Annotated in this window: 17 protein-coding genes and 1 riboswitch; of the genes, 12 read left to right on the forward strand and 5 right to left on the reverse strand. The window is 71.2% G+C overall.

Features of this window, described 5'->3' with window-relative positions:
• Positions 1-14: 14 nt before the first annotated feature.
• From cobN to OG285_RS35315, 7 genes are all read left to right on the forward strand, one after another.
• Positions 15-3611 carry a cobaltochelatase subunit CobN gene (cobN, locus tag OG285_RS35285; RefSeq protein ID WP_356834588.1) on the forward strand — a complete coding sequence of 1199 codons (3597 nt, stop codon included), beginning with the start codon at positions 15-17 and terminating at the stop codon, positions 3609-3611.
• A gap of 160 nt (positions 3612-3771) precedes the next feature.
• Positions 3772-3974: riboswitch (cobalamin riboswitch) on the forward strand.
• 28 nt (positions 3975-4002) lie between these two features.
• Positions 4003-5091 (forward strand): HoxN/HupN/NixA family nickel/cobalt transporter, encoded by a 1089-nt coding sequence (locus OG285_RS35290; protein ID WP_356834642.1) that lies wholly within the window; start codon positions 4003-4005, stop codon positions 5089-5091.
• A gap of 248 nt (positions 5092-5339) precedes the next feature.
• Positions 5340-6194, forward strand: coding sequence for a polysaccharide deacetylase family protein (locus OG285_RS35295; RefSeq protein WP_371793367.1), 855 nt, complete (start codon positions 5340-5342; stop codon positions 6192-6194).
• A gap of 55 nt (positions 6195-6249) precedes the next feature.
• Complete coding sequence (locus OG285_RS35300) at positions 6250-7263, forward strand: zinc-binding dehydrogenase (protein WP_371793368.1); 1014 nt, start codon at positions 6250-6252, stop codon at positions 7261-7263.
• A 104-nt stretch (positions 7264-7367) separates the two neighbouring features.
• A complete protein-coding gene (locus tag OG285_RS35305; protein WP_371793369.1) occupies positions 7368-8279 on the forward strand; it encodes a TIGR03619 family F420-dependent LLM class oxidoreductase in 912 nt (303 codons plus the stop codon).
• Positions 8280-8519: 240 nt separating this feature from the next.
• Positions 8520-9326, forward strand: a complete 807-nt coding sequence (locus OG285_RS35310) for a hypothetical protein (RefSeq protein ID WP_356834596.1) — start codon at positions 8520-8522, stop codon at positions 9324-9326.
• A 99-nt stretch (positions 9327-9425) separates the two neighbouring features.
• Entirely contained in the window at positions 9426-10295 is an 870-nt protein-coding gene (locus tag OG285_RS35315; protein ID WP_371793683.1) for an LLM class flavin-dependent oxidoreductase, read from the forward strand.
• Positions 10296-10325: 30 nt separating this feature from the next.
• On the opposite strand, the gene OG285_RS35320 is transcribed toward OG285_RS35315, so the two are convergent.
• Positions 10326-11414: a hypothetical protein gene (locus OG285_RS35320; RefSeq protein WP_371793370.1), complete on the reverse strand. Its 1089-nt coding sequence runs from the start codon at positions 11412-11414 to the stop codon at positions 10326-10328.
• 381 nt (positions 11415-11795) lie between these two features.
• On the opposite strand from OG285_RS35320, the gene OG285_RS35325 reads away from it, so the two are divergent.
• Positions 11796-12878, forward strand: coding sequence for a MerR family transcriptional regulator (locus OG285_RS35325; RefSeq protein WP_371793371.1), 1083 nt, complete (start codon positions 11796-11798; stop codon positions 12876-12878).
• A gap of 25 nt (positions 12879-12903) precedes the next feature.
• Here OG285_RS35325 and OG285_RS35330 read toward each other — a convergent pair whose 3' ends face one another.
• Positions 12904-13602 carry an esterase/lipase family protein gene (locus OG285_RS35330; protein WP_371793372.1) on the reverse strand — a complete coding sequence of 233 codons (699 nt, stop codon included), beginning with the start codon at positions 13600-13602 and terminating at the stop codon, positions 12904-12906.
• Positions 13603-13893: 291 nt separating this feature from the next.
• Between OG285_RS35330 and OG285_RS35335 the strand changes: the two genes are divergently transcribed.
• Positions 13894-15933 carry a phosphocholine-specific phospholipase C gene (locus OG285_RS35335; RefSeq protein WP_371793373.1) on the forward strand — a complete coding sequence of 680 codons (2040 nt, stop codon included), beginning with the start codon at positions 13894-13896 and terminating at the stop codon, positions 15931-15933.
• A gap of 91 nt (positions 15934-16024) precedes the next feature.
• On the opposite strand, the gene OG285_RS35340 is transcribed toward OG285_RS35335, so the two are convergent.
• On the reverse strand, positions 16025-16594 hold the full coding sequence (locus tag OG285_RS35340; RefSeq protein ID WP_371793374.1) for a TetR/AcrR family transcriptional regulator: 570 nt from the start codon (positions 16592-16594) through the stop codon (positions 16025-16027).
• A 68-nt stretch (positions 16595-16662) separates the two neighbouring features.
• Between OG285_RS35340 and OG285_RS35345 the strand changes: the two genes are divergently transcribed.
• Both OG285_RS35345 and OG285_RS35350 read left to right on the forward strand, forming a co-directional pair.
• Positions 16663-17160, forward strand: a complete 498-nt coding sequence (locus OG285_RS35345) for an FBP domain-containing protein (protein WP_356834608.1) — start codon at positions 16663-16665, stop codon at positions 17158-17160.
• A 745-nt stretch (positions 17161-17905) separates the two neighbouring features.
• Positions 17906-19195 carry an amidohydrolase family protein gene (locus OG285_RS35350; RefSeq protein ID WP_371793684.1) on the forward strand — a complete coding sequence of 430 codons (1290 nt, stop codon included), beginning with the start codon at positions 17906-17908 and terminating at the stop codon, positions 19193-19195.
• 120 nt (positions 19196-19315) lie between these two features.
• On the opposite strand, the gene OG285_RS35355 is transcribed toward OG285_RS35350, so the two are convergent.
• Together OG285_RS35355 and OG285_RS35360 are read right to left on the reverse strand one after the other, a co-directional pair.
• Positions 19316-20236 (reverse strand): TetR/AcrR family transcriptional regulator, encoded by a 921-nt coding sequence (locus tag OG285_RS35355; protein ID WP_356834610.1) that lies wholly within the window; start codon positions 20234-20236, stop codon positions 19316-19318.
• 61 nt (positions 20237-20297) lie between these two features.
• Positions 20298-21851 (reverse strand): flavin monoamine oxidase family protein, encoded by a 1554-nt coding sequence (locus OG285_RS35360; RefSeq protein ID WP_371793375.1) that lies wholly within the window; start codon positions 21849-21851, stop codon positions 20298-20300.
• Between the two features lie 206 nt (positions 21852-22057).
• Between OG285_RS35360 and OG285_RS35365 the strand changes: the two genes are divergently transcribed.
• Positions 22058-23644, forward strand: a complete 1587-nt coding sequence (locus OG285_RS35365) for an APC family permease (protein WP_371793376.1) — start codon at positions 22058-22060, stop codon at positions 23642-23644.
• Positions 23645-23672: the final 28 nt, after the last annotated feature.

The raw sequence follows: 23672 nt of genomic DNA on the forward strand, positions 1-23672 counted from the left end.
AGGCCTGACGCCGCATGCTCCTGCTCCTGTCGACGTCCGACACCGACCTGCTCAGCGCCCGTGCCGCTGACGGCCCGGTGGCTTACCGCTTCGCCAACCCGGCCCGCCTCCAGCTCACCGACCTGCCCGCGCTCCTCGAAGGCGCCGACCTGGTCGTGGTACGCCTCCTCGGCGGCATCCGCGCCTGGCAGGAGGGCCTCGACCTGCTCCTGGCGGACGGGCGCCCGGTCGTCGTCCTCACCGGCGAGCAGGCCCCCGACGCCCAGTTGATGGAGGCGTCGACCGTCCCGGTCGGAATCGCCGCCGAGGCCCATGCCTATTTGGCACACGGCGGGCCCGCCAACCTCGACCAGCTCGCCCGTTTCCTCTCCGACACCGTGCTCCTCACCGGCCACGGCTTCGAGCCCCCGGCGCCCGCGCCCAGCTGGGGCCCGCTGGACCGCACCGCCCGCACCACGGACGGGCCGACTGTCGCGGTGCTCTACTACCGGGCCCACCACATGAGCGGCAACACCGCCTTCGTGGCCGCCCTCTGCGAGGCCGTCGAGGACACCGGGGGCCGGGCCCTGCCGCTCTACGTCGCCTCGCTGCGCGCCCCCGAGCCGGAGCTGATCGAAACGCTGCGCGCGGCGGACGTCATCGTGACCACCGTCCTGGCCGCCGGCGGAACGAAGCCCGCCCAGGCCTCCGCCGGGGGCGACGACGAGTCCTGGGACGCGGGCGCCCTCACCGCCCTGGACGTCCCCATCCTCCAGGCGCTCTGCCTCACGGGTTCACGGGCCGTCTGGGAGGAGAACGACGAGGGCGTGTCGCCGCTGGACGCGGCCAGCCAGATCGCCGTACCCGAGTTCGACGGCCGGCTGATCACGGTGCCCTTCTCCTTCAAGGAGATCGACCAGGACGGGCTCCCCGCCTATGTCGTCGACCCCGAACGGGCCGCCCGCGTCGCCGGGATCGCCGTGCGCCACGCGCGGCTGCGGCACATAGCCCCCGCCGACAAACGCCTGGCCCTGGTGCTCTCCGCGTACCCCACCAAGCACTCCAGGATCGGCAACGCCGTCGGCCTGGACACCCCCGCGAGCGCCGTCGCCCTGCTGCGCCGGCTCCGCGACCAGGGGTACGACTTCGGTCCGCGGGACGTCCCCGGTCTCGCCTCCGGTGACGGCGACGAACTGATCCGCGCGCTGATCGAGGCCGGCGGCCACGACCAGGAGTGGCTCACCGATGAGCAGCTCGCCCGGAACCCCGTCCGTATCCCCGCCGCCGACTACCGGCGCTGGTACGCCACGCTCCCCGCCGGACTCCGTGCGAACGTGGAGGAGCACTGGGGCCCGGCGCCCGGCGAGATGTTCCTCGACCGCAGCCGCAACCCCGAGGGCGACATCGTGCTCGCCGCCCTGCGCCACGGCAATCTGCTGGTCCTCATCCAGCCGCCGCGCGGATTCGGCGAGAACCCCATCGCGATCTACCACGACCCCGATCTGCCGCCCTCGCACCACTACTTGGCCGCGTACCGCTGGATCGCCGCCTCCGCGGACGACGGCGGCTTCGGCGCGGACGCCATGATCCACCTCGGCAAGCACGGAAACCTGGAGTGGCTGCCCGGCAAGAACGCGGGCCTTTCCGCCGCGTGCGGTCCCGACGCGGCCCTGGGTGATCTTCCGCTCATCTACCCGTTCCTGGTGAACGACCCGGGCGAGGGGACCCAGGCCAAGCGCCGCGTCCACGCCACGCTGGTCGACCACCTGGTCCCGCCGATGGCCCGCGCCGACTCGTACGGCGACATCGCGCGCCTGGAGCAACTCCTCGACGAGTACGCCCAGATCGCCTCCATGGACCCGGCGAAGCTCCCCGCGATCCGGGCCCAGATCTGGACGCTCATCCAGGCCGCCAAACTCGACCATGACCTGGGCCTGGAGAACCGGCCCGACGACGAGGGCTTCGACGACTTCATCTTCCACGTCGACGGGTGGCTGTGCGAGATCAAGGACGCGCAGATCCGTGACGGACTGCACGTCCTGGGCAACCCGCCCGCCGGAGCCGACCGGGTCAACCTGGTGCTCGCCATCCTGCGCGCCCGACAGATCTGGGGCGGCACCGCCTCACTGCCGGGGCTGCGCGAAGCGCTGGGCCTGGACGAGGCCAACGCCACCCGTACCGCGGCCGACGCGGCGGAGGAGCAGGCGCGGGTCCTCGTCGAGGCGATGGAAGCGGCGGACTGGGATCCGGAGGCCGCCGTCAAGGTCGCCGACGGCCACCCGCAGGCAGTGGCCGACATCCTCGGCTTCGCGGCCCGCGAGGTCGTTCCGCGGCTGGCTGCCACCACCGACGAGATCGACCACGCCCTCCACGCGCTGGACGGCGGATTCGTCCCCGCCGGGCCCTCCGGCTCCCCGCTGCGCGGCCTGGTCAACGTCCTGCCGACCGGCCGCAACTTCTACTCCGTCGACCCCAAGGCCATCCCGTCCCGGCTCGCCTGGGAGACCGGACAGCTGCTCGCCGATTCGCTCCTGGAGCGCTACCGCACCGACAACGGCGAGTGGCCCACCTCCGTGGGGCTCTCCCTGTGGGGCACCAGCGCGATGCGCACCTCGGGCGACGACGTGGCCGAAGCCCTCGCACTGCTCGGTATCCGCCCGGTGTGGGACGACGCCTCACGCCGGGTCACCGGCCTTGAGCCGGTGCCGCTCGACGAGCTGGGCCGTCCCCGCATCGACGTCACCCTGCGCATCTCGGGCTTCTTCCGGGACGCCTTCCCGCACACCATCGGCCTCCTGGACGACGCGGTACGGCTGGCCGCATCCCTCGACGAGCCCGACGGGCAGAACTACGTACGCGCCCACACCCGGGCCGACCTCGCCGAGCACGGCGACGAACGCCGGGCCACCACCCGGATCTTCGGCTCGCGGCCGGGTACCTACGGTGCCGGAATCCTCCAGCTCATCGACAGCCGCGACTGGCGCACCGACGCGGATCTCGCCGAGGTGTACACGGTGTGGGGCGGCTACGCCTACGGCCGGGAACTGGACGGCCGCCCGGCCCGCGCCGAGATGGAGACGGCGTACAAGCGGATCACCGTCGCCGCGAAGAACACGGACACCCGCGAGCACGACATCGCGGACTCCGACGACTACTTCCAGTACCACGGCGGCATGGTCGCCACCGTCCGGGCCCTGCGCGGGAGCGCCCCGGAGGCGTACATCGGAGACTCCACCCGCCCCGAGACCGTCCGCACCCGCACGCTCGTCGAGGAGACCTCACGGGTCTTCCGCGCGCGGGTGGTCAACCCCCGCTGGATCGAGGCGATGCGCCGCCACGGTTACAAGGGCGCCTTCGAACTCGCCGCCACCGTCGACTACCTCTTCGGGTACGACGCCACCACCGGTGTCGTCGCCGACTGGATGTACGACAAGCTCACCGAGACGTACGTACTCGACCCGGTCAACCGCGACTTCCTCCAGCAGGCCAACCCCTGGGCCCTGCACGGGATCGCGGAACGCCTCCTGGAGGCGGAGTCCCGCGGTATGTGGGCAGAGCCCGACCCCGCGACGCTCGAAGCGCTGCGCCAGGTGTACCTGGAGACCGAAGGGAATCTGGAGGGCGAGGACTGACCGGCGCGGTCTCCTCGCGGTGGTCCGCTGCCGCTGGTGCGACGGGGGGAGCCCGGCTCTCCCGGCACCGGTGTGCGGCAGCGGACCACCCGGCCGCCGGTGGGTGTGAGATCCGATACCTGCCCAGGTGGGGCGGTTGCCGCCACCGGCGGCCAGAACCCTGGTGTGAGTGAGCCGTGGTGTTCGGGAAGACCGGTGAAAGCCCCCTCGGGGCCTCGGACCGGAGCGGCCCTCACCACTGTGATCGGGGGGTCGCCGTCCCGTCGCAGCCACTGGCCGCGTGCGCGGCCGGCAAGGCAGGGCCGGTGGCGGGCATCAGCGAGCCCGTCAGCCTGGAGACCGGCCACGCCATCTCACGAAGTGATCCACGAGGTGCTGGAGCGTGACCCGCATGACCCTGCCCGATTCCGCCGCGTTCGCCTGGCGGCGCGAGGACACCGTACGTACCGCCGGGCTCCTGGGGGTGATAGCCGCCCTCCACGCCGTTGCGTTCGGCGTGCTGTTCCTGCTGGTCGAGCCAGGCCACTACGAGGTCGGATCCAAGGCGTTCGGGGTCGGTCTCGGCATCACCGCGTACACACTCGGGATGCGGCACGCCTTCGACGCCGACCATATCGCCGCCATCGACAACACCACACGCAAACTCATGGCCGACGGGAAACGCCCGGTCTCGGTGGGCTTCTGGTTCGCGCTGGGGCACTCCAGTGTGGTGGTGGCCATGGCGGCGCTGGTCGCCGGAGGAGCCCGGCTCGCCGGGGTCCTCATGAACGAGGGCTCGGACGCGCACCAGGTGCTGGGCGTCGTCGGCACGAGCGTCTCCGGCTCCTTCCTGTACCTCATCGCGGCGCTCAACCTGGTTGCCCTCGTGGGCATTCTGCGGGTCTTCAAGGAGATGCGCGCGGGACGCTACGACGAGGCCGAACTCGAATCGCACCTGAACTCGCGCGGGTTCATGAACCGCATCCTCGGCCGCTTCACCAAGTCCATCACCAGGCCGGGCCAGATGTACCCGCTGGGCTTCCTCTTCGGCCTGGGCTTCGACACCGCCACCGAGGTCGCCCTCATGGTGATGGCGGGCAGCGGCGCCGCCGCGGGCCTGCCCTGGTACGCCGTCCTCTGCCTGCCGCTGCTGTTCGCGGCCGGAATGAGCCTCTTCGACACGCTCGACGGCACCTTCATGAACTTCGCGTACCAGTGGGCCTTCTCCAACCCGGTGCGCAAGGTGTTCTACAACCTCGCCATCACGGGCCTGTCGATCGCCGTCGCGTTCCTCATCGGCACGATCGAACTGATCAGCGTGCTGCACGACAAGCTCGACCTCCAGGACGCGGTCACCGACTGGATAGCGGGCCTCGACCTCGGGAACGTGGGCTATCTCATCGTCGCCCTCTTCGTCGTCGTGTGGGCTGCCGCGCTCGCCTACTGGCGCATCGCCAAGGTGGAGGAGAGGTGGACGGTCCGCGCCTCCGACAGCGGCTGAACCGGCGCGGAATACGGCCACGGACCGGTGCGGAATCATGGCCACGGACCCGAGCGCCCGCCAGTCTTCCCCCGCCCGGGCCGGCCGGGATGCGCCCATCCGGCGGACGGGGCGGGCAGCGGACAGGTCCGACGGGGTGGAATCGGACGCGCCTGCGGCGGTGTCGGCCACGGAATCGCGCCCGCGTATGGCAGTACGGTGCCATGCAGTCAGAAAATCACACTAATACGCAGGGTCGGCGCAGATTCGTGCGCGCCGCGGTCGGTCTGGGCGCCTTGGGCATCGGCGGAGTCGTCTCCCGGGTGTGGGGCCTCTCCGGCGACACCGCACCGGCCGCCGCCCCACACCCCTCTCAGGCACCGGCCGCCACCGCGCCGCCCCACCGTGTCCAGGCACCGCCGGCCGCCGGACCTCCAGCGGCGGCGGCAGCCCGTCCCCCCGACTACCGGCTGCGGCCCTTCGCAGGCGAGACATCCATGGGTGCCCCGGCACACAATCCGGCGGTGCGCACTCATGCGGTGTACTCGATGGAGGAGAACGGCGGCCGCAGGATCGCGCTCACCTTCGACGACGGTCCCGACCCCGAGTACACACCTCAGGTGCTGCGCATCCTGGCCCAGTACAACGTGCAGGCGACGTTCTGCGTCATCGGCGAGAACGCCGTCCAGTACCCGCAGTTGCTGCACGACATCGCGAACGGCGGACACGCCGTCGCCAACCACTCCTGGACCCACCCCCAGCTCACCAAGTTGAAGCCGGCCGCCGCCCGGACCGAACTCGCCCGGACCAGCGATCTGATCGAGAAGGTTCTCGGCGCCCCGCCCGACTGGGCCCGCGCCCCGTACGGCGACTGGAACCCGCCGACCCTCGGGATCTGTGCCGACCTCGGCATGGAGCCGCTGGGCTGGTCGCTCGACACCAACGACTGGGCGCGGCCGGGCACGCGCAGCATCACCAACTCCGTGCTGCGCGATGTCAAGGACGGCACGATCGTGCTCTGTCACGACGGCGGCGGCAACCGGTCCCAGACCGTCGCCGCGGTCAGGAACTACCTTCCCCGGCTGCTCGACAGCGGCTACGTCCCGGTGCGGCCGGAGCTCTGACCCGGACGGGCAGGGCCGGGCCGCCCGCCGTACCGCCGGCGATAGTCTGCCTCCCATGATCGTCGAAGAGGTGCGGGTGGCCCGGTATCCGGCAGGAGCGGTGCGGGCCGGGGACTTCGAGGTGGCCGGGACGGGCGCACCGCCCACCCCCGGCGCCGGCCAGGTCCTGGTCGCACTGCGCAGACTGGGGCTCAACGCGGGGATGGCGACCAGGATCGGCGCCGCGGGCACCCCGTACGGCCCGGGGCTCACCATCGGGTCCGTGCCCGAGAGCGACGCCGTGGTCGAGGTGCTCGTGTCCCGCAGCGACGCGTACCGGCCCGGCGACCTCGCGGTCCGGCCGCGATCTCCGTGGCGTACCGCCGACGTGGTGGACGCGGGCGAGCTGCGACGCATCCCGCGGGACCGGTCGGACCTCCCGCTGGAGACGCATCTCACCGTACTCGGACACGTCGGCTTCACCGCCTACACCGGAATGGTGCACCTCGGCCGGGTGCGCCCGGGGGAGACCGTCTACGTGTCGGGCGCTGCGGGCGGGGTCGGCAGCTGCGCCGTCCAGTGGGCCAGGGCATACGGCGCACGGGTCATCGGCAGCGCCGGCTCGGACGCCAAGACCAGCCTGCTCACCGAAGACCTGGGTGTCGAGGCGTTCAACTACCGTCACGGCGCCGCCGTGGACCTGCTGCGGGCCGCCGCACCCGACGGCATCGACCTCTTCTTCGACAACATCGGCGGCGATCAGCTGGAGGCCGCGCTCGACGTGCTCAGCTTCCGCGGCCGGGCGATGATCTGCGGCATCGCCTCGCAGTACGGATCCGCGGGGGAGCGCCGGGGCCCGGCCAACTACGCACGGGCGATCTACCAGGAACTGACGCTGCGCGGATTCGCGGTGACCGCGCACGAGGAGCTGCGGCCGCGGTTCGAGGCCGAGGCGGGCAAGCTGGTCAGGGAGGGAACGCTGCGCAGTGTGCACACCTCGGTGCCCGGTTTCGCACGGACCCCGGAAGCGTTCGCCACCCTGCTGGCCGGCGGCAACAGCGGGCGCGCGATCGTGACCTGCGCCGTGTGACAGGACTTGCCCCGGTGCGTGCCGGGGAGCGGTGGCATGTACCGGGAAGGGTGTGCGACGCGGGGGAGTGTGCCCCGGTTCCGGATGATTGTTACGCTCCCTCGATGAGATTCGGCGTCAACATACTCAACTTCGGCCCCGGCACCACCCCTGCCTCTCTCGTCCAGCAGGCGCTGGACGCAAGGGAGTTGGGCTACTCCTTCGCGATGATCTCCGATCATGTCGCGGTGACGGCCGATGTACACCAGGCGTATCCGGCCCCCTTCTACGACCAGTTCGTGCTCGCCGCGCACCTCGCGGGGCGGGTGCCGGGGCTCACGCTCGGGACGACCGTGACGGTGGTGCCCTACCGCCATCCCCTGCACACCGCGCGGCTGGCGGCCAACATCGACTGCCTGAACCCGGACGGGTTCATCCTCGGCGCCGGGACCGGCTGGTCGCGGGCCGAATACGCCGCGCTGGGCGTGCCGTTCGCCGAGCGCGGCCGTATCGCGGACGAGTACCTGGCCGCGATCCGGGCGGCCTGGAGCGAGGACCCCACCACCTTCCGGGGTGACTACGTCTCGTACGAGGACGTGCACACCGCCCCCGCCCCGCAGACCCGGCCGGGACTTCCCGTCTGGGTGGGCGGCAATTCGCCTGCCGCACTCCGGCGTGCGGCCCGGCTCGGTGAGGGCTGGCACCCCTATCTGGCGACACTGTCCGCCATGCGCGCGGCGCTGCCGGTGCTCGCCGAAGAGGCGGAACGTGCGGGGCGGGCGGCGCCGGCTCTGGTGCCCCGGCTGCAGGTACGCGTCACCGGGACGAGGATCGACGGAGACCACCCGGTGGGCCACGGCACACTCGGCCAGATCCGCGAGGACCTCACGGCCCTGGCGGACCTGGGCGCCACTCATCTGCTCCTGGACACCAACCCGGACTCACCCGGTCTGCGCGGCACCGCCGAGGAGGACCGCCGGCTCCTCGAACTCCTCGCCGAGGAGGTCCTGGACCCGGTGTCGGGGACCATTCGCTGACGGACGGCTGAAGGAGCGGGCGCCGTACGGACGGCCGAGCAGGGGGGGCGTCGTGCTGACGGTGGGCGGTAGCCGCTGGGTGCGGGTCTGGGTCAATTACCCCCAGAAGGTGACCGGTTACTACTGCCCACAGAGCTCTGGCCATAGTAAAAGACAGAAACATGGCGAACCCTCTTGCGGTGCGATAGCAATCGCTTACATGCTGACGCCCAACCCGAACACCGGCTGTCAGGAGATGTCATGCGCAGGTCATTCATCGCGGGTTCATCCATCGGGAAGTCCGGGCGCCGTCTCGTCAGATCCGGCATCGTCCTCGGTGCCACCGCCCTGCTGGCCCTCGGTACGGCCGGACAGTCGTGGGCGTCCACACCCACGCTGAGCTGGAGCACGGGCGCCCCGACCCCGGTGACGACGCTGAAGCTGCCGATGTCCGTGGACTCCGCCCCTGACGCGTCCGGTATCTACTTCGCCTACTACACGACGCTGGAGAGCGGCACCCGGCCGTACGCCGGATTCCAGCCGGAGCCCGTGGACGCGAACGGTCACCACACCCTCCAGGCGGTCTTCAGCTCCTTCAACGCTGACGCCACCACGGCGGACACCCACTGCAACTACGGCGCGGACGGCGGCGACGGAGTGAGCTGCGCCGTCCGGTTCGCCTATACGCCGGGCACGATGTACTCGCTCGTCCTCAAGCGTGCGAGTGTCACCGGGGACACGCAGCTGATGACGGGAGACGTGGTCGAGACCGCGACCGGCGCTTCCGTGGCGCACATCGGGAGCTTCAGCCTCCCGTCGGCGTCGGGCCGGTTCAAGAACGCCGACCAGGGCTTCATCGAGCCCTACCTCACGGCCGGCTGCGGCCAGCAGGTCACCGTGACCTACGGCAAGCCGGTCGGCACCGAGGCGGGCACGGACCATGTGGGGAGCCTCCCCGCCGTCACCGACCCGGCGTCGGGCAGCTGCCTGAGCACCACGTCGGAGACCACCGGGCAGGGCCGGCAGGTCACGGTGCGGGGCAATGCCGCCGCAGCGGCCGGCCGTTAGGACCTCCTGTCAGGACAGCGAGCGGCTGCCGCCCGCCGAGCGGGTGAGCAGCCCCGCTGTTCGATTGCCCGTCCCGGAGCCATGAAGCAGGATGCGGGAATGCGCTTCTCGGTCAACATTCCGAACTTCGGTGATTTCGCAGATCCCAGGACCGTGGCAGAAGTGGCCGCAGCCGCCGAACAGGCGGGCTGGGACGGGCTGTTCGTCTGGGACCACGTGGTGCACGACAAGCGGGCGCGCCGGGGCACCCCCTTCGGGGACCCCTGGATGCTGCTGACCGCCGCCGCGCTGGCGACCTCCACGCTCCGGCTGGGCACGCTGGTCACCCCGGTCGCACGGCGCCGCCCGGAGCAGCTCGCCCGCCAAGTGGCCACTCTCGACGCCCTCAGCGGCGGCAGAGTGATCTTCGGTGCGGGGCTCGGCGGTCCCGTCGAGGACGAGTACGGAAGCTTCGGTGAGCCGACCGACCCGCGGGTGCTCGCCGGGCGTCTGGACGAAGGCCTGGATCTGCTGCGGCGCTACTGGTCGGGTGAGTCCGTCACCTGCGACGGGCAGCACTACACGGTCCGGGACGTGACCCTGCTGCCCGCCACGGTGCAGCAGCCCCGCCCGCCGGTGTGGATCGGCGGATTCTGGCCCAGCCGTCCGCCGATGCGTCGCGCTGCCCGCTGGGACGGCGCGGTCCCCCTGTTCGCCTCGGCCAGGCACGGACAGATTCCGCCCGTCGACGAGGTGCGCGATCTGGTCGCCTACCTCCACCACCTGCGCGCCGACACCCACGGCACTCCCTTCGAGATCGTCCTCGGCGGCGCCAGCCCCGCCGACGCCGCACGGGCGCATGACGTGATCGGACCGCTCATCGACGCCGGCGCCACCTGGTGGGACGAACGCCAGTTGCAGACCGGCGAAGGGCTCGACCGGTTCGAGCCGGTCATGCGCCGTATCGAACAAGGCCCACCCGTCTTCTGACCGGCCGTCCGGAAGCCCGGTCCCGTACGGCTACTTCACGACGACCGCCCAGCGTGTGTCGCTCAGTCCGGTCCGGATGTGCAGCAGTGCGGTGCTGGTGGACTGCGTGGAGGCGACCGCCAGCGGCAGCGATGTACTGAACGACGCGCCCGGCGCGAGTGACGGCACGCTCCAGTACTGCCAGCTGCCGCTGAATCCTGATCCGCCCGTGAACGACTGCATCCGCGTCGCCGCCGTGGTCGAGCCCGAGGTGTTGGTGATGGTGACGGGCACGGTGGTGGTGGTCCCGCGCGGCACCGTGCAGTTGCCGCTGGGCGGCTTCGCGGTTGCGGTGAGGGGCCCGTTGCTCGGCGTACCGGTGAGGACACCCATCTCGTACGCGTTCTGCGCCACCCAGTTGCAGGCCGAGGCGTCGTTGGCGGACGGTTCCCAGACCACCGCGCCGTCGGTCTTCGCCTTGAGCTCGTCGATGGTGTAGCCCCAGGTGGTGCCCGACATGGTGGGGCCACCGGGGCTGCCGTCCCAACTCGGCGAGATATACGGATAGATGGGCTGGCCCGCCGCGAGGGAGTGGTCGTTGGCGACGGCCGCGTCGAGTGTGCCGCTCCATGCGGCATCCGTCTGGGAGCTGCCGCGGTAGGCGCGGGGTGCGAAGAAGTCGAGCAGGCCGTTCTGGTGCAACTGCTGGGTGAGGCTGTTGTTGGTGGTCGACGAGTCGTAGCCGTACATGCCGACCGGTGCGGAGGGTGCGGCCTTGTGCGTCCAGGTGATGAGCTGTTTCCAGAGGTTGAAGGCGTTGGTCGCCGCCTGTCCGGACTCCGCCGTGAGAACGATGTTCTCGAAGTCGAGCACGACCGGGGCGGTGGTGCCTCCGCCGAACTGGCTCGCGCCCATGTACTCCTTGACCTTGCTCTCGTAGGCGGCTTCGGTCGGCAGCGCCCCGCCGTTCGAGTAGCACCCGCCGGCATCACAGGTCAGCGCGTAGTAGTCGTACACGACGGTGGACTTGACGGCGCCGTACTGGTCGAGGCCGGGTGTGTCCGCGCCCCGCTCATTGGTGAAGACCGTGAAGCCGGGACTCGCGGAGGCCGTCGGGGCGAGGGCCGTCAGCCCGGTCACGGCGACGGAGAGGGTGACGGCCGCCCACCCGCGCCCCCGCTTCCGCCGGGAGCTCCTGGCAACACGTGGGGCGGAGCGGTTCGTTCTTCCGAGGCGCATCCAGGGGTCCTCTCGCTGCTGCGGCAATCCGGTGCGGATCACGTGAACGCCACTCCCCGCCATGGGGAAAGCGCTTTCTCGAAGGGAAAGTAGGATCGTCGGGCTCCCGGGGTCAAGAGGTCCGGATGTGTGGGGAGTGTGCAGCACCGCGGCCTGCCGCCCAGCGCCCGTCGTCCGCCGGCTCGCCCCGCGTCGTTGACCTTCACCTTGGGGGAGGCCGCAGCATCGGTGGGGCCGGGCCGATGGCCCGGTATGAGGAGGAGCGAGGAGCGAGGAGCGGGCATGGAGTTGCTGACCATCGGTGCGTTCGCCAAGGCGTCCCGGCTGTCGCCGAAGGCGCTGCGTCTCTACGACGGACTGGGGCTGCTGACGCCCGCCCGGGTGGATCCCGTGACCGGCTACCGCTTGTACGCCCCGCAGCAACTGGAACGGGCCCGGCTGGTCGCCTGGCTCCGCCGTCTCGGGATGCCGCTGACCGGGATCCGGGGCGTCTGCGAGCTGCCGGCGCCGGAGGCGGCTCAGGCCGTCCGCGCGTTCTGGACCCGGATCGAGGCCGACACCGCGGCCCGGCGGGACCTCGCCTCCTTCCTCGTCGACCACCTGTCCCGGAAGGACTCACCCATGACCTCGAACCCCACCCCGCTGAAATTCCGCTACGCGGCCCTTTCCGACACCGGACGGGTCCGTGCGGGCAACCAGGACACGGCCTACGCCGGATCCCGCCTGCTCGCCGTCGCCGACGGGTTCGGTGCCGGGGGAGCCCCGGCCGGGGCCGCCGCCGTCGATGTACTCAAGCGCCTCGAAACCGACAGCGTTCCGGCGGGCGGTCTCCTCGGTGTCCTCGAAGAGGCCATCGAGCGGGCCCGGCAGGCCGTGGGCGGCGTCGCGGCGGCCGGCCCGGCCCCTCAGGGCGTGGGGACCACGCTCACCGCGATGCTCTGGACCGGATCTCAGCTGGCCCTCGTCCACATCGGTGACTCGCGCGCCTACCTCCTGCGCGACGGTGAGTTCTTCCAGATCACCCACGACCACACCCTGGTCCAGTCGATGGTCGACGAAGGACGCATCAGCCCGGATGAGGCCACCTCGCACCCTCAACGGGCGCTGCTGATCAGGGCCTTGGCGGGCGAGGGCGACGCCGCTGCGGATCTTCGGCTGCGCGACGCCCGCGCCGGGGACCGCTATCTGCTCTGCTCGGACGGACTCTCCGCGGTCGTGCCGGCCGGGGACATACAGCAGACGGTCACGGCGGCCGGTGATCCGGACGCGGCGGTACGCGAACTCGTCGCTCTGGCGAACCGCTCCGGCGGCCCCGACAACGTCAGCTGTGTGGTCGCCGATGTGCTGGAGCAGCAGGAGCGCTAACACGGTACTGCCGGGGGGGCGGCGGTCATCGCCCGAGGAACTCCCGTACGCCCCGGGACACTCCGGCGTCCCCCAGAAGGTCGTTGTGTTTCAGGCAGCCCGCGTCCGTGTTGACCGCGCCGTCCAGGGCGACGCTGCTGTCCGGGTCGATGACCTCGTCGCACTCCGACCAGAAGGTCGCGTACTTCACCGCGCCGGGTGTCTCGTCGCCGGCGGCCAGCTGGTCCTGCACGTACGAGCCGGGCGACATGTCCCGGCAGGCCTGGTCCCAGATCACACACGCCCAGGTCAGGTACGTTCCGTGGTTCGGGCCGCCCAGTGAGACCCAGTGGTCCACCGTCCCGGTGCCGCCGAGGAACTTGACGTACCAGCGGGTGGTCAGGCTGCCGAAGGAGTGCGCGACCAGATCGACCTTCGACGCCCCGGTCGTGCGCAGCACGTCGTTGACGTAGTCGGCGAACTGCCCGGCGAGGACCTCGTTGACGGACTGGTGTGTGTCGTAGCCCCAGCTGAACAACTCGTTGTCCGTGTAGCCGTCGGCCTTGAAGTCACTGATCATGCCGCCCCACACGCCCGGGTCGGCGTTGTAGCCGTGGACGAAGATCACAGGGTTGTGCGCCGCCCGTACGGTGGTCCGCTGCGCGGCCAGGGAGGCGGGGGCTGTGCCCCAGATCAGCGCCAGAGCGCCGAGCAGGGCGAGCAGCACGGTGGATCCGCGTCGCATGAGGAATCTCCTACGGGGTGGGGGAGTGCGCGGGAGCGGGCGGTCGAGGGCTGATGTCCCGTCAGGTCTGTGGGGACGGAGGGGAATCCTAGACCGCGTGGCCGCACACGACCACCGTCCGGCGGGTTCATCCTCACGGCCCCGGCCCGCAGCGCGGTGTTGGGCGGATCTTCACAGAGTGCTGGTGGCATGGGGCTAGCTGCGGACCCCACGAATCCTGCACTCTTGTGCGCGATACGGCGCAAGCGCAATCACGTGTGCGCAACTGATTCCTAGGGCGAGGGCAGGCGGATGACACCGATCAGTCGAAGAGGCTTCGTGGCGCTCGGCGCGGGGGCGGTTGCCGGTGCCGTCGTTCCGATGGGCACGGGAAACCGCGCCGAGGCCGCGGGGAGGGCGGCCGGGGCGACCGGAACGGTCAGGGACGTCAAGCACGTGGTGGTCCTGATGCAGGAGAACCGCAGCTTCGACCACTACTTCGGGCGGCTCAAGGGGGTCCGGGGGTTCGGCGACCGCAGCGGCATATCGCTGTCCGGCGGGCAGTCCGTGTTCAACCAGCCGAACGGCGCCGGGCGCCAGTACCCGTGGAAGCTCAGCTCCACCCCGGCGGCCGGCGGAGTCGACGGCGAGACGCTCGCCCAGTGCAACGGCGACCTGCCGCACAGCTGGTCCTCGCAGCACTCCGCCTGGAACAAGGGCCGCCTCGACAACTGGGTGTCGGGGGTCGGCAACGTCCGTACGCTCGGCTACCTCGACCGCGGAGACATGCCCTTCCACTACGCGCTGGCCGACAACTACACCGTGTGCGACGGGTACTTCTCGTCCACCCTCAGCGCCACCGGGCCCAACCGGACGTACCTCTGGAGCGGCAAGGTCGACTCCTCCAGCAGCGACGGCGGCGACGAGTCCGGGCTGACCTGGGAGACCTACGCGGAAGCACTCCAGCGCGCCGGGGTGAGCTGGAAGCTCTACCAGAACGCCGATGACAACTTCGGCGACAACGGCCTCGCTTACTTCACGAAGTTCACCGGCGCCGCTCCCGGCGACCCGCTGCACGACCGGGGCATGGCCTCCGTACCGGCCACCAGCGGCTCCACCCCTGACGACATCGCCGCCGCCATCAAGGCCGACGTCCTGGCGGGCACCCTCCCACAGGTGTCGTGGGTGGTCGCCAACCAGGCGTTCTCCGAGCACCCGTACGCTCCGCCCGGCGACGGCGCACACTTCGTCGACCTGGTCTACCGGGCGCTCGCGGCCGACCAGGACGTGTTCGACTCGACGGTCCTCTTCCTCAACTACGACGAGAACGACGGCTTCTTCGATCACGTGCCCCCGCCGTCACCGCCCGCCGACGAGCCGGGCGAGTTCCTGAACGGGGTCCCGTTCGGACTCGGCTTCCGGGTGCCGATGGTCGTGATGTCGCCGTGGACCCGGGGCGGCTGGGTGTCGTCGGAGGTCTTCGACCACACCTCGGTGCTCCGCTTCCTGGAGACCTGGACCACGGCCCTCGGCACCCCGGCCACCTGCCCGAACATCAGCGCCTGGCGGCGCAGGGTGACCGGCGACCTCACGGGCGTCTTCGACTTCACCGCGCCGGTGTACGGAGTGCCGTCCGGCCTCCCGTCCACCGCGAAGGTGATCGGGATCGACAGCTGCACGTCGCTGCCGAACCCGGCTCCGCAGACCAATGCCCTTCCCGCCCAGGAGAGCGGCACCCGTCCGGCCCGTGCGATTCCGTACCAGCCGAACGCCAATCTGGACCGGCTGGAATTCGGCTCGGCCGGAAAGATCCTCGCCTGGTTCGGTATGTCCAACGAAGGCGCCCCGGCGAAGAGCGCCGCGCACTTCTCCATCCACCCCAACGCCTACCGGACGACCGAACCCTGGCAGTACACCGTCGACGCGGGCGGTACGGCGACCGACTCGTTCAACATCGGCGCGGGGTACGGATCGGGGAAGTACGACTTCACGCTGATGGGGCCGAACCGCTTCCAGCGACGGTTCACCGGCGACGCGTCGAAGGCCGGTAAATCCGTGGAGGTGGCTGCCCGGTACGCCGTGGCGCCGGACACCGGTAAGCAGGCCATCTGGTTCACCTTCACCAACACATCGGCGGCGGCGGTCACGTTCACCGTCACATCCGCCAACTACCGCTCGGACGGCCCCTGGACCTACCGGGTGGCGGCGGGCGGCACCGCCGAGGACCACTTCAACGCGGTGTCCCTCTCGCACGGCTGGTACGACTTCACCGTCACGGCCGACTGCGACAGCACCTGGTCCCGCCGGTACACCGGCCACATCGAGACCGGGGCGCCGAGCGTCAGCGGCTGACGGCGGCGCGCAGGCTCACGAACGGCGCCGCTGCCCAGGGGCCGTTCGTGAGCTGCCGTCCGGCCGGGACGCGGCGGACCGGCGCGGCCGGTCAGGCCGTGGGCCGGTTGCGCAGGGCGAAGTCGAGGGTGTCCAGGGCATAGGCCCAGGACGCGTCCGCGCTGCGCGGGGTGTGGCTGAAGCCGCCGACCCGCTCCAGGCTCACGTACCCGTGGAACGTGCTGTGCAGGAAGCGCACCGCGTCGGTCTCGTCGGGCTCCGGCAGGTTGTAGCCGCGCAGGAGCGCCCTGGTCATCTGCGACTGCCGGGGCGCCGCGCTGTTGAGGGCGGCCTCCGAGTCGAGTTCGAACTGGGCCGCGGTGTAGCGGCCGGGATGCGCCTTGGCGTAGTCACGGTAGGCATTGGCGAACGCCACCAGGGCCTCCTTGCCCGCACGCCCGGCCAGAGCGGCGCCCGCCGCGTCGGCCAGTTCCTCCAGGGCCAGCAGAGCCACCCGCATCTTCAGCTCGCGCGCGTTGCGGATGTGCGCGTACAGGCTCGGATCCTTGACGCCGAGCCTGCGCGCGACCGCGGTGAGGGTCAGGTTGTCGAAGCCGATCTCGTCCGCGAGCTCGGCTGCCGTCCTGGTGAGGCGTTCGGGGGTGATGCCCGGTCGTACCATGCGTCCTCCATAAGCTAATGAAATAAAGGGTTTGTCTAAATATATTAGGCGAGTTAGCGTCGATGAATGTGAGACACCTCAGTGAGACCGACATCCGCACCTCGTTCGTGAACTGTTCCAAGGGTGAGGCCAAGCGTGTGAACATCCCCAGGGACCTGGAAGAGGTCCCGTGGGGCGACCTCGACTTCTTCGGCTGGCGCGACCCGGGGGCGCCCGACCGCGCCTACCTCGTCGCCGAGGACGGCGACCGGCTCCTCGGCCTCGTGCTGCGCGCGCCGACCGGGGCCAGCCGGGGCTTCACCTCCCGCAGCATGTGCTCGCTGTGCCTCACGACCCACACCAGTGGCCGGGTGGCGCTGATGACCGCACGCCGCCCCGGCGAGGCCGGCCGGCAGGGCAATACCGTGGGCCAGTACCTCTGTACCGACCTGGCCTGCTCGCTCTATGTACGGGACAAGAAGCCGACCGGCGCCGGGTGGGCGTTCAGGGAAACCCTCTCCGTGGACGAGAAGATCGCCCGGACCCGGAACAACGTGATGGCCTTCATCGCGAGGGTGATCGCGTAGCCGGACCGGAAGCCGCTGGTCGGCGCCGGCCTTCCCGTTGGGCTCCGGCTGCCGCGATGCCCGGTCCGGCCGGCTTGAAAACACCGTGCCCGTTCCATGTTTCCGTGAGGTTACGCCACCACCGGCCCGTGCTGCGGCGCTCTGGCCAGCAGGTGAGCGAGCCGGCCGATCCGTTCCGCCGCCCCGGTCCCGACCGGCCAAATCCCGTATGTCGGAAGGCTTGTTCCGGTTCTTGGCGTGGTTCTAGGGTCAGGCCACCCGGCGCGGTCGACCTCGTACGCCGGTGATTTCCGGCTCCGTCACGTGCGCGGCACACCCGCTGCTGCCCGTGTGCGGGCGCCTCTGCACGAACGGTCAGTCGGGTACGGACGGAAAGCAGGCGAGCGGGTTGGCGAACGACGGGCAGCGGGATCCCTCCAACGGGGGCCAGCGGAATAACGGGGACCGGGGGAATCCGGTACAGGGACTGTCCGGTGGACAGCAGGGAGGCCAGGGGCCCATCACAGGGCGGGGCCGGGGACGGGACGGAGTCGGGCGGCGCGGATTCCTCGCCGGGGTCGGACTGACCGGCGCGGGCGGGCTCCTCGGAGCATCCGTGGCCGCCGGTCCGAGCGCCGCCGCCGAGCCGCCCGGACACGTCCCCGCCGGGGGTGCGGCCCACGCGGCCCCCGCGGCGGTACACGGCGCGGATTCCCGGGCAGGCGGCGCGCGCACGTTCCGGCCGGGCCAGCTCTCGGGCAGGCGCGTGCTGCTCGTACCGGAACTGGTCCTCCTCGCCGACGGGCCGGTGCGGGGGCAGGCCGTCCTCGTGGAGGCCGGGAAATTCCGCGCCATAGGCCCGGCCAAGCGCCTCATCGCCGCCCACGGTGACCTGCATCCCGTCCGGCTGGACGGGCACTTGCTGATGCCGGGCTTCATCGACGCCCACCACCATCTGACCCAGAGCTTCGGCAAGGCCAAGTCGTTCGGACAGCCTTCGGAGATCTTCAAGACGATCTGGGAACCGCTGGAGCACGCGCTGGACGAGGAGACCGCCTACCTCTCGGCGAAGCTGGCCGCGCTGGAAGCTCTGCGGGGCGGCTTCACCACGGTCGCCGACGCCGGGACCCGCGCTCCGGTCGATGTCGGGGCGCTGGCCAAGGCCACCGAGGAAGCCGGGATCCGCTGCGTACTCTCCAAGATCGTCTCCGACGGGAAGGGCGGCCCCGCGCACCTCGGACGGTGGGGCGGCCACCCGCTGATCCACCCCTCCCTGGCCATCGCCGTTCCCGAGGACGCGACGGCCTCGGTCATCAAGAAGACCGCGGACCTGTGCGCGGAAGCCGGAGCGGTGTTCCAGATCCATGTCAACGAACATCTCGCTTCCGTGGAACGCTCGTTGAAGAGCGTCGGCCGGCGCCCCATCGACTATCTGCATCACATCGGGGCACTCGGCCCGCACCTCCTGGGCGCGCACGCCACGCTGGCCAGCCCCACCGAGATGCGTCAGCTCGCGGACTCGGGCGCGGCCGTCAGCTACAACCCGGTGGCCAGCGCCTGGAAGGGCAACGCCGTCGCGCAGGCCACCATGATGGCCGCGATGGGTGTGCGGTTCGGTACGGGGACCGACGGCACCCGTGGCGACGGGTTCCGGCTGGTCGACGCGGCGGAGTCCGCCCAGCGGCTGACGTCCGGCCTGGCTACGGGGGACTCCTCGTGCGGTGCCGGACGGCTGTGGCTCGACCACGCCACGACACTGAGCGCCGACGCCGTCGGTCTGGCGCGCGTGACCGGCGAGATCGCCGTCGGCAAGGCAGCCGACTTCCTCGTCGTGGACGTGAACGTCCCGGAGCTCACCCCGTCCTACGACCTGCGCTGGGAACTGGTCCGCCTCTCGAACCGGGACCAGATCGCCGCGGTCGTCGTGGACGGCCGGCTGCGCCTGTGGGACGGCTGGCCGCCGGACTGGGACGGACCCGCGCTGGTGGCCCGGGCCGCCGAGGTGGGGCCGCAGGTGGTACGACGAGCCAAGCTGGAGCGCGTCGAACCGACATAGCGGCGAAGTGGCACAGCGCCGAAGTGACACAGTCGCGGGCGGCGCTGCCGCACCGCCCCTCGCCCCTCCCGGCCCCCCCGTCGTCTGTCGCGGCGCGGGGCCGGGACCGGGACGGGCCGGTCAGCCGCAGTGGCGCAGCGCGATGTGCGGTTCGAAGGCGTCCAGGAGCAGTTCGCGCATGCGCTCCACCGGCATCTCGGCGCTGCCGGAGAGCATCTGGATCGCCAGCCCGTCCACCAGGCTGGTGAAACGGCTGGTCATGGCTTCGGGGTCGGCATCGGGCGCCAGGCCCTCACGCTGGCAGTGCCGGATGAGGCCGAGGACGGTCCCGCGCCACCGCGAATAGGCCGCCCGCTGCGCCTCGCGCAGCGACGGCTCCAGCATCGCGGCCGTCCACGACTGGATCCACACCGACCACTCGTCGATGTCCTCCCTGCTGCTGGGCAGTTGGACCTCGACCAGCCTGCGCAGCATCTCCACCGGGTCGCCGGCCTGCTCGAACTCGCTCTGCAGCCGCGCGTGCAGCCGGTCGGCGCAGTAGCTGAGCGCGGCACGCAGGGCACCGTCCTTCGCGGGGAAGTGGTAGTGCACGGTGCCCGTGCTGGTGCCGCACTCCCGGGCGATGTCGGCGACGCGGACGGCGTGGATGCCCCGGCGTGCGATGAGCCGAGCGGTGGCTTCGAGGATCTGGGTGCGCCGCACATCGGCGTCCAGGGACTCGGCCCGCCGCCGTGCGCCCGCCGCGGCCGCACGTGCCAGGGCCACCGGCTCACGGCCACGGCCCGTCGCCAGGTACCGCACCGGGACCTTGCCGACGCGGGCGATGGCGGCGAGCTCGTGGTCCTGGAGCCTGCGGGTGCCGCGCAGCGCCTTCGACAGCGCTGTGGGATCCATCCCGATGAGGCCGGCGAACTCACGCTGGCTGACGCCGGCGGCGAGCACCACACGGCGCGCACGGTCGGCCGCCGTCTCCGGGGGCCGGTCCGGTTCCTGGGCCCACGAGCGGGCCGGATCCGCGGTTGTCTGAGTCTCCTTCGCCATGGCGGGCCCCATTATGCTCGACCGGCCCCGCGCCGGTATGCCGGACCGCCGGGCCGGGGCCTCAGCCGTGCCTCTCCGCAAGGGCGGTGGGAGCGGCGAGGGCGTCGGCGATCTCGCCGGCGGCGCGGTAGCCGGACGCGATGGCTCCGTCGATATAGCCGTTCCAGACCGTCGCGGTCTCGGTTCCGGCCCAGTGCACCGCACCGGTCGGCTCCCGCCAGCCGTGCTCCCCGTAACCGCTCCAGCCCCCGGGGGCCGCGTAGGCCGCGTAGCCTCCCCGGGCGAACTCGTCGTCCGCCCAGAGGGTTTCGGTGTAGTCGACCGGCCGCTCCGCCCGTTCGCCCACGACGGCACGGAGGCTGCCGAGTACGGCCGTCCGGCGCTCGTCCTGGTCCAGTCCGGCCCAGGCGTCGGCCCGGTCGCCGTAGACGAAGGCCACGAGGACGCCGGCCGACCCGTCCTCGGGGGAGTTGTCGAAGACGACGCCGACCGGCGGCGAACCGTAGAGCGTCGCGATGCCGGACAGACCCTCGGCCCGCCAGAACGGTTCGGCGTACACGGCATGCACCTTGGCCACCCGCCCCATGGCGCTGTGCGCGATCCAGCCCGAGCGGGACTCCGGCAGCGCGGGGCTGAACGCGATGGAGCGGACTGCCGGCGGCGGCAGGGCGACGACCGCACGGCGGGCCTGCACCACCGTCCCGGCGGCGGTACGCACCCGGACCGCGGACCCGGCCTGCTCCACATCGCACACCTGCTCCCCGAGCCGGATCCGGTCGCCGAGCAGCTGCGCGACCGCGTGCGCAGGGCCGGCCGCGCCCTGGGCGAACCGCCGGTCCTGGGCGCAGTCCCCGGTCTCCATGAGCTGTTCGTAACTCCCGGCGGCCCGGATGTAGAACAGCACGTGGAACAGCGAGATCTCGCGCGGTTCGGCACACCACACGCCCTGCACGGCGAGCGCCAGACGGACCAGGGCGTCCGGGTCGGCGGTCTGTTCGCGGAAGAACGTCTCGGCGCTCCGGCCGTCCCACTCCGTGAAGCGCGGAGTCAGCCACGGCCGTTCGAGGTCGACGGTCAGCGCGAGCTCGTCCAGCAGTGCGGTGATCCGCAGATAGTCGGCGATTCCTGGGCCGGCGGCCGGTGCCGCGCCCGCGTATCCGACGCGTGAGCCGTCGTGCCAGACCTCGGTGTGCTGTCCGGTCTCCCAGGTGGGAAAGGTGCGGCAGCCGAAGCGTTCGGCCAGTGCCAGCAGGTGCTGCTGTGTCGGGCCCGCCCACTGGCCGCCGTGGTCCACGACGGGCCCTGAGGGCCGCTCCTCGCTCAGCACCCGGCCGCCGACGCGGGAGGAAGCTTCGAGTACGACCACGTCGAGGCCCTGCTCGCGCAGCCGGAGCGCGGCGCTGAGCCCCGCGTAGCCGGCGCCGACGACGACGACATCGGCCCGGAGGAGCTGATCCCCGGCCGGTTCGTCCGGCGCGCGTTCGTCCGGCGCGCGCCGCGCCGACGCGGGTCCGGCCGGTGTGCGGGGGCCCGACGCGGGGGCCGGTACGGGCTCGGTCTGCTCGGGTTCGGTCTGCTCGGGTTCGGTCTGCTCGGGTTCGGTCTCTGACCTCATGAGGGAGAGGGTGGAGCAAGACTGAACTGTCAGTCAACCGTTGCGATCATCTTTGTCCGTACCCCTTGACGGAGGTTCCGGTATCAGCAATGGTGACGCACCAATCAGTATTGCGACTCCACGACTGCCGCGAAGACCCGTCCCGGGTGCTCCTGCGCGCTGTACATCCCGGCCGGCCCTCCACTCCGTGAGCAAGAGGAGCATCCATGGCAACCACCGAGCAGACCGAGCCGACCGGCTCGGCCGAAGCCCAGTCCAAGGGGCTGCGGCCCGGGGCACTGGGCATGGTCACGAGCCTGATCCTGGCGACGGCATCGGCCGCCCCCGCCTACAGCCTCGCCGCCACGCTCGCCTTCGTCGTCGCGGCCGTCGGCTTCCAGGCACCCGCGGTCGTAGTGCTGGCCTTCGTCCCGATCCTGTTCGTGTCCTTCGGCTACGCGGCGCTCAACCGCTCGGACCCCGACTGCGGGACGATCTTCACCTGGGCCAGCCGCTCGCTGGGCCCGCGCATCGGCTTCATGGGCGGCTGGGCGATCATCGCCTCGTTCGTCCTCGTCATGGGAAGCCTCGCGCAGGTCGCCGGCCAGTACGTGTTCCTGCTGTTCGGCGCAGACGGCATCGGCGAGGACCCGTCGAGCCCCTGGGTACTGGCCGTCGGCCTGGGCTGGATCGCGCTGATGACCGCCGTCTGCTACCGGGGCATCGAGGTCGCCGCCGCCGTCCAGCGCGCCCTGCTCTTCCTGGAGTTCGCCATGCTGGTGGTCTTCTCCGTGGTCGCGCTCGTCCGCGTCTGCACCGGCCACGCGGGTTCGGACGCCCGGCACCCGCGGCTTTCGTGGCTCGACCCGTTCGCGATCTCCTCACCCAGCGCCTTCGCCAGTGGCCTGGTCCTCATGCTGTTCATCTACTGGGGCTGGGAGACCGCCCTGACGGTCAACGAGGAGACGGCCGACCGCCGCCGGACGCCCGGCCGGGCCGCGACGCTCTCGACCTTGCTGCTGCTGGCGCTCTACCTCGGCGCCACCTACGCGACCCTCTCGTTCGCCGGTATCGGCACGACCGGCAACGGCCTGGCCAACCCGGACCACTCCGGCGACGTCTTCTCCGCCCTCGGCGGCGCCGTGTTCGGCACCAGCGGTTTCGGCTCGCTGATGTGGCACCTCATGGTCCTGATGGTGCTGTCCTCGGCTGCCGCGTCGACCGAGACGACCGTACTCACCCTCGGGCGCACCATGCTGGCCATGGCGAGGCACCGGGCGCTGCCCGGCTCCCTCGGTACCGTGCACCCCCGCTTCTCCGTTCCGAAGGCCGGGACGATCGCCACCGGGGCGGCCGGAGCGGTGGTCTACCTGGCGATGAACTTCCTGGCTCACGGACATGTGATCGGCGACGCCGTCTCCTCCTGCGGGCTGATGATCGCCCTCTACTACGGCCTCACCGGGATCACCTCCGCGTGGGCGCACCGGCGGGCGGACCACCGCGGCGCCACCGAACTCTGGCTGCGGGTGATCCTGCCGGCCATCGGCGGGCTGACCCTGGTGGCAGCCGGGGTATGGAGCCTGCGCAACGACTGGAAGCCGGACTCCGGCGGCACCTCCTGGACGCTTCCGTTCGCACCCCACTGGCACATCGGAGGCGTGTTCCTCATCGGTGTCGGCGCACTGGCGGTGGGCCTCGTGGTGATGCTCGTCCAGCAGCGCCGTGCACCGTCCTTCTTCGCCGCCAAGCTTTCGGCTCCCACGCTCACGGACGCCACGGGCGAGCCGTCGCCGCCCGCCGCCGGCCACAGCTGACCGCCCGCCCGTCCGACCACCCACGGCC

Origin of the sequence: Streptomyces sp. NBC_01471, assembly GCF_041438865.1 — a bacterium.
Taxonomy (GTDB): Bacteria; Actinomycetota; Actinomycetes; order Streptomycetales; family Streptomycetaceae; genus Streptomyces.